Source organism: Aeromicrobium erythreum (assembly GCF_001509405.1).
Taxonomy (GTDB): Bacteria; Actinomycetota; Actinomycetes; order Propionibacteriales; family Nocardioidaceae; genus Aeromicrobium; species Aeromicrobium erythreum.
In genome coordinates, this window is sequence record NZ_CP011502.1 from 3,226,170 (window position 1) to 3,239,382 (window position 13,213).

Here is a 13,213-nt window from a genome sequence, read left to right on the forward strand (position 1 = left end):
CTGGACCTCCCCTGGACGCCACTCCGACGACGCCCGCCATGATCGCAAGAACGGGGTCGCTCGCGCCGCCGAACATCGAAAACTGGGCGGATGTCCGGTCATGTCGACGGCCAGGGTGCGTCGTCCAGGACCCGGCGATAGTGTCGTGAGCAGAAGCATCCACGCCGACCGAGGAGCCGTGCCAGCATGTCGCTGAGGAAGAACAAGACCGTCCGGGACAAGGTCCAGGAGCGCCTCGAGGGCCGCCTCGACGACCTCGTCGCCCAGGCCGACAGCGTCCGCCAGCAGCTCGCCGACCGGGCGCCCGAGGTGCGCGACACCGTCGTCGCGAAGGCGCAGTCCGGTGTCGCCGACCTGCGCGAGCGTCTTCCCGAGATCGGGCACGACCTCCTCGACCGCGCGCCCGAGCTGAGCGAGAAGACCTACGACCGCCTCCCCAAGGGCGTCGCCGACCGCCTGCCCGAGGAGGTCAAGCCCAAGAAGAAGCGACGTCTGCGCCGCGTGGTGGGCATCGGTCTGCTGATCGGTGCGGGTGCCGCCGCCTTCGCGACGCTCAAGGGCAAGCAGACCCCGCCCCCGCCGCCGTACCAGCCGGCGACGCCCCCGCCGGCCCCGCCGAAGCCGGCCGCCCCGGCCGACTCGCTCGACTCCGTCGACGCGCCGGGCACGAACTAGCCGACCGCGTCACCGCACGCACGGGCCGGGACCTTCGGGTCCCGGCCCGTCGTGCGTCACGGAGTGGCCGCCGACCTTCCAGTGCGGAACACTGATCCCATGCGTTCGCTCTGGAAGGGGTCGATCAGCTTCGGCCTGGTCAACGTGCCGGTGCGTGTCTACAGCGCCACCGAGAGCCACGACGTGTCGTTGCACCAGGTGCACGCGGAGGACGGCGGGCGCATCCGCTACCAGCGACGGTGCGAGGTCTGCGGCGAGGTCGTCGCCTACGAGGACATCGCGAAGGCGTACGACGACGGCGAGAACACGGTGGTGCTGACCGCCGACGACCTCGCGTCGCTGCCGGCGGAGTCGGCGAAGGAGATCGAGGTGCTGGAGTTCGTGCCGGCCCAGCAGATCGACCCGATCCGGCTCGACAAGGCGTACTTCCTGGAGCCCGACAAGACGGCGATCAAGCCCTACACGCTGCTGCGCCGCGCCCTCGAGGACACCGACCGCAGCGCGGTGGTGCGGTTCGCGCTGCGGCAGAAGTCGCGCCTGGCGGTGCTGCGCGTGCGCGACAAGACGCTGCTGCTGCAGACGATGCTGTGGGACGACGAGGTGCGCACCGCCGACTTCGACGTGCTGGAGACCGTGCCGCGGATCAGCGCGAAGGAGCGCGACATGGCCTCGCAGCTGGTCGACTCGCTCGCGGCCGACTTCGACGCGTCGCAGTTCACCGACGACTACCAGGAGCAGCTGCGGACGCTGGTGGAGGCCAAGCTCGAGCAGGGCGACACGATCGACACGGCGGCGACGTTCGGCACGAGCGACGACGACGGTGACGACGCCGAGGTGGTCGACCTGATGGAGGCGCTCAAGCGCAGCGTCGAGCGGAGCAAGGAGCGTCGCGGCCAGGGCGGCAGCACCGCGTCGAAGCCGCGCGCCCGCAAGAAGGCCTGACCCGGCGGCATGCCCAGCCGCGGCTCGTCGAGCAGCCAGACCGTCACGATCGACGGTCGGCGCCTGCGTCTGACGAACCCCGACAAGGTGCTGTACCCGGCGACGGGCACCACCAAGGCCGAGGTGATCTCCTACTACGTGGCCGTCGCGGACCGGCTCCTCCCCCACGCCTCCGGGCGGCCGGTCACCCGCAAGCGCTGGCCGGACGGCGTCGGCGCTGTCGGTGAGGCCCCCGGCGGGGGTTCCGGGCCACGGGCGGAGAAGGCCCCCGGCGGGGGTTCCGGGCCACGGGCGGAGAAGGCCCCCGGCGGGGGTTCCGGGCCACGGGCGGAGAAGAGCGCAGAGCTCTTCTTCGAGAAGAACCTGCCGGACTCCGCGCCCGACTGGGTGCGCCGCGTGGTGGTGCGGCACAAGAGCCACGTGAACGTGTACCCGCTCGTGGACGGGCCGGCGGCGCTGGCGTGGCTGGGGCAGGTGGCGGCGCTGGAGCTGCACGTGCCGCAGTGGCGGGTGGAGGCCGACGGGACGCCGCGCCACCCGGACCGGCTGGTGCTCGACCTCGACCCCGGCCCGGGCGTGGGGCTGGCGGAGTGCGTGGAGGTGGCGCACGCGGCGCGCGACCTGCTGGCCGACGTCGGGCTGGAGGCGTTCCCGGTGACGAGCGGCAGCAAGGGCCTGCACCTGTACGCGCACCTGACGGGCGAGCACGATGCCGACTACGTGAACGCCTTCGCGAAGCAGGTCGCTGCGGCGCTGCAGGACGAGCTGCCCGACCTCGTGGTCTCGTCGATGAAGAAGTCGTTGCGCGAGGGTCGCGTGCTCGTCGACTGGAGCCAGAACAACCAGGCGAAGACGACGATCGCGCCGTACTCGCTGCGCGGTCGTGCAGCGGCCGACGGGGAGGGTCCGTTCGTCGCCGCGCCGCGGTCGTGGGACGAGCTGGGGCCCGACCTGCGTCACCTGACGATGGAGGAGGTGCTCGAGCGCGACGACGACCCGCTCGCGGGCCTGGACCCGCAGCCGACGTCGGGCGACGAAGCACCTGTGGCCGCACCGGACCGGCTGACGGTCTACCGCTCGATGCGCGACGCGTCGCGCACCCCCGAGCCGGTGCCCGCGGAGGCGCCGACGGAGCGAGGCGCCGACCCGATCTTCGTGGTGCAGGAGCACCACGCCACACGCCTGCACTACGACGTCCGGCTGGAGCGCGAGGGCGTGCTCGTCTCGTGGGCCGTGCCGAAGGGTCCGCCGACCGACCCGAGCCGCAACCACCTCGCCGTCCCCACCGAGGACCACCCGATGGAGTACGCGACGTTCGAGGGGACCATCCCGAGGGGCGAGTACGGCGCGGGGCAGGTCAGCATCTGGGACCACGGCACGTACACGCTGGAGAAGTGGAAGGAGGGCGAGGTCATCGCCGTGCTGCACGGGTCCGCGGGCGGTGGGCTGGGCGGCAGCGTGCGGTTCGCCCTCATCCGCACCGGCGAGAACTGGTTGATGCACCGCATGGACCCGCCGGCGGCCCCCGACACTGCGGCAGCCGACACTGCGGCAGCCGACGATGGCACCGCGCCCACGACCACGCCCACGACGGACGAGCCCGACGGCGGGGGTCCGCCCGACGCCGGCCGCCTCGAGACCGTCGCGCCCATGCTCGCGAGCCGGCCCGACGGCCTCGACCCGCACCGCGACGCCGACGCCTGGGCGTTCGAGATGAAGTGGGACGGCGTCCGCGTGGTGGCGACGTGCGACGGCGGGGCCGTGCGGCTCGTGGGGCGCAGCGGTAAGGACGTGACGACGACCTACCCGGAGGTCGCCGAGGCGCTCGCCGGGCTGCACCTCGACGATGCCGTCGTCGACGGCGAGGTCGTCGCGCTCGGCGACGACGGTGCGCCGTCGTTCGGACGCATCCAGCAGCGCATCGGGCTCGTCCGGCCGCGCGACGTCGCCGCGGCGCGCCGGGCCGTGCCCGTGCGCTACGTCGTCTTCGACCTGCTGCGGCTGGGCGGGACCGACGTCACGGGCCTGCCCTACGTGCAGCGCCGCGAGCTGCTCGAGGGCCTCGACCTCGACGACGCCGACCGGGTCGACGTGCCCGCCGCCTTCGACGGCGACCTCGACGCCGCGCTCGCGTCGAGCCGGGAGCTGGGCCTCGAGGGCGTGGTCGCGAAGCGGCGCAGCAGCCGGTACCGGCCCGGCAGCCGCTCGGCGCACTGGGTGAAGCTCAAGCACGAGGACCACGTGGAGGTGGTCGTGGTCGGGTGGCGGCCTGGCCGCGGCGGGCGCACCGGCGGGGTGGGGTCGCTGCTCGTCGCGGTGCCCGACGCGGCCGGTGGCCTGCGCTACGCGGGTCGCGTGGGCACCGGGTTCGACGAGCGCGCGCTCGCCGACCTCGCTCGCCGGCTCGAGCCGCTGCGCCGCGACCAGCCGACCGTCGAGGCCCCGCGCGACGTCGCCCGGGAGGCGGTGTGGACCGAGGCCGAGCTCGTCGGCGAGGTCACCGCGGCGGGCTGGACCGACTCCGGCCACCTGCGCCACCCCGTCTGGCGCGGCCTGCGCGCCGACAAGACCGTCGCCGACGTCGAGCCCGTCGCGGACCCCCGACCCGACCCGAGCTGACCCCTTCTGACCACCACGGGCGGCCGTCGCACGACCACGTCACGTCCAGTCGGCATGCGCTCCCCCACGGTCGCTCCTAGCGTGGAACGTGACCCCGTTTCCCTGACGCCAGGACGTGTCGTGAGCTCCTCCTCTTCCCTCCCTCCGCAGGTCGTCGTGCTGTTCGGCGCGACCGGTGACCTCGCCAAGCGCAAGCTGTTCCCCGGCCTCTACCGGCTGGCGCTCGCCGACCGGCTGCCCGCCGACTACCGCGTCATCGGGTCGGGGCGGCACGAGCCGAAGAAGGACTTCCGCGAGCAGGTGATGGACGGGCTCAAGGAGTTCGTCGACGACCTCGACGTCGACGTGGCCGAGCGGCTCGTCTCGCGCACCAGCTTCCAGACCTCCGACGCCGACGACGGCAGCGACCTCGCGGCCGCCGTGCGGGACGCGGAGTCCGAGCTGGGCGGCGATGCGCGCCGACTGGTCTACCTCTCCGTCCCGCCCGCCGCGATGGAGCCGATGATCCGCATGCTCGGCGAGACGGGCATCGCCGACGGTGCACGCATCGTCGTGGAGAAGCCGTTCGGCACCGACCTGGAGTCGTCGCGCTCGCTGCAGGCGACGCTCGACGAGGTCGCCGGCGAGGACAGCGTGTTCCGCATCGACCACTTCCTCGGCAAGGAGGCCGTGCAGAACGTGCTCGCGCTGCGCTTCGCGAACGGCCTGCTCGAGCCGTCGTGGGACGCCGAGCACGTGTGCGCCGTGCAGATCGACGTGCCGGAGGAGCTCACCATCGAGGGTCGCGGCAGCTTCTACGAGGCCACCGGCGCCCTGCGCGACATGGTCTCGACGCACCTCTCGCAGGTGCTCGGCTTCCTGGCGATGGAGCGGCCCGAGAGCATCGACGCCGACCACCTGCGCGACGCGAAGGCCGCGGTCTTCGCCGACCTGCAGCCGTTGCGCGCCGACGACGTCGTGCGGGGCCAGTACGAGGGCTACCGCGACGAGGAGGGCGTCGACGACGACTCCGAGGTGGAGACGTTCGTGGCGGTCCGGGTGCACGTCGACAACGACCGCTGGCGTGGCGTGCCGTTCCTGCTGCGCACCGGCAAGGCGATGGCGGCGACCCGACGCACCGCCACCCTGTTCTTCCGTGCCCCGGAGCCGCTGTTCGACGAGCGTCAGGACGGCGACGACCGCCTCGTGCTCGAGCTCGGCGAGGCGCCCGAGGTGACGGCCGCGCTGCACGTCAAGCGACCCGGCCCGACGTTCGAGCTGACGCGTGCGTCAGCCACCTTCAAGCTGCCCGACGACGACCCGGAGCACCGGCCGCTCGAGGCGTACGAGCGGCTGCTGCTCGACGTCATGCACGGCGACCAGACGCTGTTCACGCGCGGCGACGAGGTCGACCGGCTCTGGCAGGTCATCACGCCCGTGCTGGAGGACCCGCCGCCGGTGCAGACGTACGAGAAGGGCTCGTGGGGCCCGCAGGCTGCGCTCGACCTCGCGGGCGAGCGCGGCTGGCACCTGCGATGACGGGGTCCCCACCAGGTCCGACGTCGGGGCCGCTGCCGATCTCCGACCACGGCCTGGTCGGAGACCTGCGCACGGCCGCGCTCGTCGGCACCGACGGGACCATCGGCTGGTTCTGTCCCGGGCGCTTCGACGCGCCGAGCGTGTTCGCGTCGGTGCTCGACGACGAGCGCGGCGGGGCCTGGGAGCTCGAGCCGGTCGACGGGTCGGTGCGGTCGCAGCAGTTCTACTTCCCCGACACCGCGATCCTCGCCACCCGCTTCCTCACCGACGACGGCGTGGTCGAGGTGCACGACTTCATGCCCGTGCTCCGCGCGGAGGACCCCGACCACCGCCAGCGCCTCGTGCGTCGCGTCGTGGCCGTCCGCGGACGCTCCGTGGTCCGCACCCGGGTGGCGGCCCGCCCCCACTACGGGCGCACGACGCCCGACCTCGAGCTGCTCGACGTCGCGTCGGGCCACGGGGTCTCCCTCACCTGCGAGGGCCGGGGTGACGACCCGGGCGTGCGCATGGCGTTCGGCGCGACGGTGCCGCTCGAGGTCGACGCCGGCGACGTGACCGCCGAGTTCACGCTCGAGGAGGGCGAGCGGGCCCTGTTCGTGCTGGAGGTGCTCGACCCGCACGCCGACACCCCCACCGACGGCTGCGACGACACCGACACGTCGGCGCTGTTCGAGGCGACGTCGCAGTTCTGGCGCAGCTGGCTGTCGCAGTCGACGTACGCCGGCCGGTGGCGCGAGACGGTGCACCGCTCCGCCATCACCCTCAAGCTGCTCACCCACGAGCCGAGTGGCGCGATCGTCGCCGCCCCCACGACGAGCCTTCCGGAGACGATCGGCGGCACCCGCAACTGGGACTACCGCTACGTGTGGATCCGCGACGCCGGCTTCAGCCTGTACGCGCTGCTGCGTCTCGGGTTCACGTCGGAGGCGAACGCGTTCACCCGCTGGCTGTCGGAGCGGCTCGGCGAGGAGCGCGAGGACGAGGCCGAGCTCGGGCCGCTGCGGGTGCTGTACGACATCGACGGGTCGGCGCCCACCGACGAGCACGAGCTCGACCACCTGTCGGGCTACCGCGACTCTCGTCCGGTGCGGGTCGGGAACGCGGCCGTCGACCAGATGCAGCTCGACATCTACGGCGAGGTCATCGACGCCGTCTACCTGTTCGACAAGTACGGGCCGGGCATCAGCCACGACGCGTGGAACGACCTGCGGCGCGTGCTCGACTGGGTGCTCGAGCACTGGGACGCCGACGACGCCGGCATGTGGGAGATCCGCGGCGACGTGCGCGCCCACACCACCAGCCGGCTCATGTGCTGGGTCGCGGTCGAGCGGATGATCCGCATGGCCCGGCGCCGGGGGCTGCCCGGCGACGTCGGCGCGTGGTCGCGGGTGCGCGACGAGATCCACGAGCGGATCCTCAGCGACCACTGGGACCCGCACCACGAGACGTTCCTCATGGCCGAGGCCGACCCGGACGCCGCCCCCGACGACGACCCGGTGCTCGACGCCGGCGTGCTGCTGATGCCGATGGTGAAGTTCTGCTCGCCCGTCGACCCGCGGTTCCTGTCGACGCTGGCGGCCGTCGAGGAGCAGCTCGTCGCCGACAGCCTCGTCTTCCGCTACGACGTCCACGCCGCCCCCGACGGCATCGAGGACGCCGACGCCGACGGCGACGGGGTGGGCGACGGCGAGGGCACCTTCAGCCTCTGCTCGTTCTGGTACGTCGAGGCGTTGACCCGCGCCGGTCGTCTGCGCGAGGCCGAGGTCGCGCTGGAGAAGATGTTCACGTACGCCAATCACCTCGGCCTCTACGCCGAGCAGATCGGCGCCACCGGCGACCAGCTCGGCAACTTTCCCCAGGCCTTCACGCACCTGTCCCTCATCAGCGCCGCCATCAACCTCGACCGCGCGTTGGCCTGACGGGGTCCCGCCGTCGCGCCGGCTGCGGGAGCCTGACCTTGCTGGTGCGCTGCCTGCGGGAGCCTGACCTTGCTGGTGCGCTGCCGCGGCTCGCGCTGGGGGTGGTCTCCGCAAGGGCCTCGACCGGCAGCGGGCCTGGGGGCGGGTTCGGGTCTCGGGGTCTGGCCTGGGCTCTCGGGTGACGCATGATTCTTCGTCTCTGCGTTCGCGCGTTTCATCGGTGGATCTGCAACATCAGGAGCGCCCCTGCGGTTGATGATCCACCGATGGAGGGCGTCGCGCCGGAAGGATTCTGCCTTGGCGTGGACCGTTCCACGCGAAAGCAGAATCGTGCGTCCCCCCAACCCCAAGGGCACCCAAGCTTCTGCGTCCGCGTGCGTTCGCCCCAGCACCAAGTCCCGGCCCGAGACCCCAGACCAGCGCGGATGCCAGCCGCCCGGTCGAAGCCCTTTCGGAGACCACCCCCAGCGAACGCCGAGGCGGCGCAGCAACGAGCCGAGACCCGCGCAGACGTCGCACCAGCACGTCGAGACATCCCGAGGCAGCGCAGCAGGAGGACGAGACCTCTGAGGCCCCCACCCCAGCAAGACCCCCGAGATGCCAGGATCTCCCGCATGGGCACCCCGACGACGACGCAAGCAGGCTCGACGGCGAGACGCCTCGTCGCGGCCGTCGCCGTCCTCGTCGCGCTCGCAGGCTGCGGTGCTGCGGGCGGCCCGCGCTACGACATCCCCCACGATGCGGCGTCGGGCGGGCAGACGTTGCGCCAGGCGCAGGCTGCCGTCTCGAGCATCCCCGGCCTGACGATCGACGTGGCTGGGGGCGAGCCGCCGAACATCAAGGGCAACACCGGCTACGACGTCCGGGTCACGGTCGCGCCGGGGTACCGGATCGTCGACGGACCCGCGCTGGTGACGTTCCTGGTGGAGTCGGCGTGGTCCGTGCGCACCGGCTACCTGCCGAACACGTACATCACGGTCAGCGTCGACACCGGCGACGGCCCCGAGTTCGACGTCGACGCAGCAGCGGCCGAGGGCGGATGGGTCGAGCGCGGCGAGCCCGTCCCCGGGCAGACGTCCTTCAGCCTCGTCAACGTGCGCACCGACGACGGCTCACCCGCTCGCGAACGGTTGGGCGACTGGCCCGGCGACGTCCCCGCCTTCCCGCGCGGCGTGACCGCCCGGCGCTGATCGAGCGGCCCGCCCCGCCTCGCGTCCTCAGGCCCGTTGACGTGGGGCCCCACGTAAACCAGCTCCCCCCAACGCAACCGTGCGTCGTTCTCGCACGTTTGAGTGGGGCCCCACGCAAACGCGCAGGCGGAGCGGGCCCGGTCAGCGGCGACGCGAGCGGAGAGAGTCCGACAGGATGCCGACGAGGGCCTCGAGCTGGACGTCGGTGACGTCGACCTCGGTGTCCTCACCGTCGAGGGCGCGGGCGGCGAGCCCGGCCTTGCTGTCGATGAGCTCCACGATGCGCGTGTCGATCGTCTGCGAGGCGATGATGCGCCACGCGGTGACCGGCTCCTCCTGACCGATGCGGTGCACGCGGTCGATCGCCTGCATCTGCTCCGCGTCGGTCCACGACAGCTCCGCGAGGACCACGTTCGACGCCACCTGCAGGTTGATGCCGACGCCGGCCGCGGTCAGCGAGCAGACGATGATCTGCGTGCCCGGGTCGTTCTGGAACGCGTCGATCGCCTTCGCGCGCGCCGCGGCCGTCTGGTCGCCGCGGATGGTCGAGTAGCCGATGCCGCGCTCCTCGAACGCCTTCTGCGCGGCGTCCATGACGTCGAGGTGCTTCGCGAAGAACACGACCTTGCCGACGCTGCGCGCCAGCTGGGCGGTGTAGTCGGCAGCCAGACCGGCCTTGGCCTGGCCGATGCGACGCACCATCGAGAACACGTTCTCGCCGGTCGACTCGTTGGCCTCCTCGCGCTCCCACGCCGCGACCTTGCGGACGAGGTCGAGGTCGAGCACGTCGGCCACCGGGTGCCCGGCCTCGACCCGGGCGGCGGCCGCCCGGTCGTAGCGGGCGACGAGCCGACGGGCCAGCTCGGCCTCGGCGGCGCGGATGGAGCGGCCGGCCTCGCCGTCGAGCTCGACGGGCATGTCGGCGATGCGGCGGGCGGGGATGTCGGCGGCGACGTCGATCTTGCGACGTCGGACGATGCCCATGTCGATGACGGCCTGCCGGGCGGCGGGGAAGAAGCCGGGGTCGAGCGGCGTCAGGCCGGTCTCGTCGAGCCGGTGCATGAGCTCGGGAAGCGGCTTCTTCTCGTCGATCCAGCCGAGGAACTGCCAGATGGCGCGGAAGTCCTCCACGTCGTTGATGAGCGGGGTGCCGGTGAGCGCCATCATCAGCGGTCGCGCGGTGCGGCTGCGGATGCGGTCGGCGATGCGCAGCACGTGACGCGAGCGCTGCGACGACGTGTTCTTGATGAAGTGCGCCTCGTCGAGCACCATGCCGCGGAAGCCGAGGTCGCCGAGCCAGCCGGCGTGGCGGTCGAGGATCTCGTAGTTGACGACGACGATGTCGGCGAACGCGTCGATGTCGTCACCGTTGCCGTGCACGACCGTGACGGCGCGCTGCGGGGTCCACAGCCCGACCTCGCGCGCCCAGTTCGCCTTGACGACGTTCGGCACGACGACGAGCAGCGGGTAGGCCTGCGCCGCGTGCGCGGCGAGCAGCGACTGCGCGGTCTTGCCGAGGCCGGGCTCGTCGGCGAGCAGGAAGGTGCGGTGTCCCTCGGCGGCGGACGACACGAGCTGGGCCTGGTGGCGCATGAGGTCGGGTCCGCGGTGGTTCAGCGGGAGCGGCTCGGGGAGCTCCATGCAGGCGGGCGCACCGGCGGCGGCCCGCTCGAACGACGACAGCAGGGGGCCGATGAGCTCCCACGTGGCGAGGCGGCTAGGCCCGGTGCGGGGCGGCGGCTCGGGCGAGAACTCCGGCGGCATGAAGGGGTTGGCGAGCTGGCGCGCGACGACGGAGCGGGGCACGACGGAGCGGTCGACCCGCAGCTCGGTGGTGGCGGCGGGCGGCTCGACGGCCAGCTCGAGGCCGGCGGCTGCCATCAGCTCACGCTTGAGCGCGAGGGTCGAGCTGGAGATCTCGGCGTCGTCGGTGAGCAGCATGAGCAGCGCGGGCTCGCGCGTCGCGGTCTTGGCCAGGATGGTGGCGACGCCGTCGAGTCGCTTGAGCTGGTCGGCGCGCTGCGGCTCGGTGAGGTCGGTGGCGGTCTTCACGCGGGCGCGCTCCTCGCGCACCAGCAGGCCGACGGCCTGGAAGGTGGCGCGGGTCGACGCGGTGACGCGTCGTCGCTGCACCGCGTTCTCGACCTCGCGCACCGCCTTCGCGAGCACGGGCATGAGTCCGGTGTCGTCATCGTGCTTCTTGCGCCGGGCCCCGCTGCCGTTCTGGCGTGCCTTCTGCGGGTTCCGCTGCTGCGTTCTCGTGGCCAACAGGCTCCTCCTCCACGGCCGGACGTCTGCCTCGGCCGGCGGCGGACGGGTCGTGCCCGTCGCCGCGACAGGGCGTACGGCGACTCGGCCGCCAGTGACATCGGCGGCGGGTCGGTGGCTGAGCACCCACCCACGAGTGCGGGCCGTACGGCTCCTGCTCCGGCCAGTGTAGACGAGAGAGGTTCGTCTGGCGCGTTCTGCCCAGGTCTGGTGGGTCGCCGGGCCGCGGCGCGCGACGCAGCCGAGGAGGGAGCGCACGAGCAGCAGCAGCGCCGACGACCCGCTGACGACGAGCACCAGCACCCGCACGAGGCCGGGCGGCAGGCGTCGCCGCACGGGTCCGCTGACGGCGAAGCCGAGGACGAGGGGACCCGCCCCCCGAGCGGTAGGTGGCGCGCGGAACCCGACCTGTCAGCGGTAGGTGGCGCGCGGAACCCGACCTGTCAGCGGTAGGTGGGTAGCGCTCTCGACGCTGTTTTCCGCGTGCTGCCTACCGCCGCCGACGAGGAAGCGCGCGCCACCTACCGCCCGCAGGGCGACGGGGGCGCCCTCAGTGAGCGGGCGCACCCTCGGGTGCGTCGGCCTTGCGCAGGAACGGGACGAGGACGACGAGCACGAGGCTCAGCAGCGCACCCACCAGGAACGCCTGCTGCACACCACCGACGAACGCCTGACCCTCGCCGAGTCCGGCGTCGACGCCGCTGGCGGAGACGACGGTCATGATGGTGATGAACAGAGCCGCGCCGGCGGCGCCGGCCACCTGCTGCAGGCTGCCGACGACGGCGCTCGCGTAGGAGTACAGGCGAGGCTCGACGGAGCCGAGGGCTGTGGTCATGAGCGGCGTGAACGTGGCCGACAGACCCAGCATCAGCACCAGGTTGGCGCCCACCAGCCACGCGACCGACGTGTCCGCGTCGACGTCGACCAGCAGCCACAGGCCCGCCGACACGAGCAGCGACCCCGGCACGACGAGCACGCGCGGGCCGAGCCGGTCGTAGAGCCGGCCGACGAACGGTCCGGTCACGCCCATCACGACGCCGCCGGGCAGGGTGATGAGTCCGGTCTCGAGCGCGCTGAGGCCGAGCGTCTGCTGCGCGAAGAGCGGCAGCAGGAGGAACGAGCCGAACATGGCCGCCATGGCGATGAGCATCGCGCCCGTGGCGATGCGGAACTGGCCCGACGTGAACACGCGCAGGTCGAGCAGCGCGCGGTCGTCACGCTGCAGCTGCAGCTGGCGGGCGACGAAGGCGGCCAGGGCCACGCCGCCGACGACGAACGGCAGCCAGGTGGGCGTGCCCGACGACCCCTGCGCGTGCTCGCCGATGCCGACGAGGCCGTACACCAGACCGCCGAGGCCGAGCGCCGAGAGCGGCACCGACACGGCGTCGATGCGCTGGTCGCCGGTGGCCGCCACGCTGACCACGTAGCGCGCGCCAACCACGAGCGCGGCCAGCGCGATCGGGGCGACGACGCCGAAGATCCATCGCCAGCCGAAGTGGTCGAGCACGAATCCCGAGAGCGTCGGGCCGAGCGCGGGGGCGACGGCGATGACCACCGTGATGTTGCCCATCATCGCGCCGCGCCGGGCGACGGGGACGATCGTCATGACCGTCGTCATGAGCAGCGGCAGCATCACGGCGGTGCCCGAGGCCTGCACGACCCGCGCGACCAGCAGCATCGCGAAGCCCTGCGACGCGAACGCGAGCACCGTGCCCGCCGTGAACAGCGACATCGCCGCGACGTAGAGCGTGCGCGTGGCCATCCGCTGGATCAGGTAGCCGGTGAGCGGGATGACGACGGCCATCGTGAGCATGAACGCGGTAGTCAGCCACTGGCCCGTCGACGGCGGCACGCCGAGGTCGTCCTGCAGCACCGGCACGGCCACGCTCATGACCGTCTCGTTGAGGATCACCACGAACGACGCCACCAGCAGCGTGCCGATGACGAGCAGGTGCTCGCGCGGCAGCGGGGGCGTGTCCGTCGTCGCGGTCGGGTCGGTCGTGGCGGTGCTCATGCGGTCCCCTGGGGTCGGTGCCGGGCGTGCTGGTGGCGCGTGGGCTCCATCGTCGACCACGGCGCAGA

The 13,213-nt window shown here is 72.6% G+C and carries 8 protein-coding genes; 6 read left to right on the forward strand and 2 right to left on the reverse strand.

Annotated elements, in window-relative coordinates:
* Window positions 1-186 precede the first annotated feature (186 nt).
* The 6 genes from Aeryth_RS15420 to Aeryth_RS15445 all read left to right on the forward strand — a co-directional run bounded on the left by Aeryth_RS15420 (window position 187) and on the right by Aeryth_RS15445 (window position 8,863).
* A complete protein-coding gene (locus Aeryth_RS15420; RefSeq protein WP_067860508.1) occupies window positions 187-675 on the forward strand; it encodes a hypothetical protein in 489 nt (162 codons plus the stop codon).
* 99 nt (window positions 676-774) lie between these two features.
* Window positions 775-1,617, forward strand: coding sequence for a non-homologous end joining protein Ku (gene ku, locus Aeryth_RS15425; protein ID WP_067860510.1), 843 nt, complete (start codon window positions 775-777; stop codon window positions 1,615-1,617).
* A gap of 9 nt (window positions 1,618-1,626) precedes the next feature.
* Window positions 1,627-4,236 (forward strand): ATP-dependent DNA ligase, encoded by a 2,610-nt coding sequence (locus Aeryth_RS15430; RefSeq protein WP_067860512.1) that lies wholly within the window; start codon window positions 1,627-1,629, stop codon window positions 4,234-4,236.
* A 120-nt stretch (window positions 4,237-4,356) separates the two neighbouring features.
* Window positions 4,357-5,754: a glucose-6-phosphate dehydrogenase gene (zwf, locus tag Aeryth_RS15435; protein ID WP_067860514.1), complete on the forward strand. Its 1,398-nt coding sequence runs from the start codon at window positions 4,357-4,359 to the stop codon at window positions 5,752-5,754.
* Window positions 5,751-7,673: a glycoside hydrolase family 15 protein gene (locus Aeryth_RS15440; RefSeq protein WP_067860516.1), complete on the forward strand. Its 1,923-nt coding sequence runs from the start codon at window positions 5,751-5,753 to the stop codon at window positions 7,671-7,673. Before zwf ends, Aeryth_RS15440 begins: the two co-directional genes overlap by 4 nt.
* A 614-nt stretch (window positions 7,674-8,287) precedes the next feature.
* Entirely contained in the window at window positions 8,288-8,863 is a 576-nt protein-coding gene (locus Aeryth_RS15445; protein WP_067860518.1) for a hypothetical protein, read from the forward strand.
* Between the two features lie 141 nt (window positions 8,864-9,004).
* Here the strand turns inward: Aeryth_RS15445 and Aeryth_RS15450 are convergent, their stop codons facing one another.
* Together Aeryth_RS15450 and Aeryth_RS15455 are read right to left on the reverse strand one after the other, a co-directional pair.
* Window positions 9,005-11,131 (reverse strand): DEAD/DEAH box helicase, encoded by a 2,127-nt coding sequence (locus Aeryth_RS15450; protein ID WP_067860520.1) that lies wholly within the window; start codon window positions 11,129-11,131, stop codon window positions 9,005-9,007.
* A gap of 550 nt (window positions 11,132-11,681) precedes the next feature.
* Window positions 11,682-13,145, reverse strand: coding sequence for an MDR family MFS transporter (locus tag Aeryth_RS15455; RefSeq protein WP_067860522.1), 1,464 nt, complete (start codon window positions 13,143-13,145; stop codon window positions 11,682-11,684).
* Window positions 13,146-13,213 lie beyond the last annotated feature (68 nt).

What these genes read in the sequence shown, in the direction of transcription:
- Aeryth_RS15420 (WP_067860508.1), top strand. Translation starts at nt 187, where the DNA reads ATGTCGCTGAGGAAGAACAAGACCGTCCGGGACAAGGTCCAGGAGCGC.
- ku (WP_067860510.1), top strand. Translation starts at nt 775, where the DNA reads ATGCGTTCGCTCTGGAAGGGGTCGATCAGCTTCGGCCTGGTCAACGTG.
- Aeryth_RS15430 (WP_067860512.1), top strand. Translation starts at nt 1,627, where the DNA reads ATGCCCAGCCGCGGCTCGTCGAGCAGCCAGACCGTCACGATCGACGGT.
- Aeryth_RS15440 (WP_067860516.1), top strand. Translation starts at nt 5,751, where the DNA reads ATGACGGGGTCCCCACCAGGTCCGACGTCGGGGCCGCTGCCGATCTCC.
- Aeryth_RS15445 (WP_067860518.1), top strand. Translation starts at nt 8,288, where the DNA reads ATGGGCACCCCGACGACGACGCAAGCAGGCTCGACGGCGAGACGCCTC.
- Aeryth_RS15455 (WP_067860522.1), bottom strand. Translation starts at nt 13,145, where the DNA reads ATGAGCACCGCCACGACCGACCCGACCGCGACGACGGACACGCCCCCG.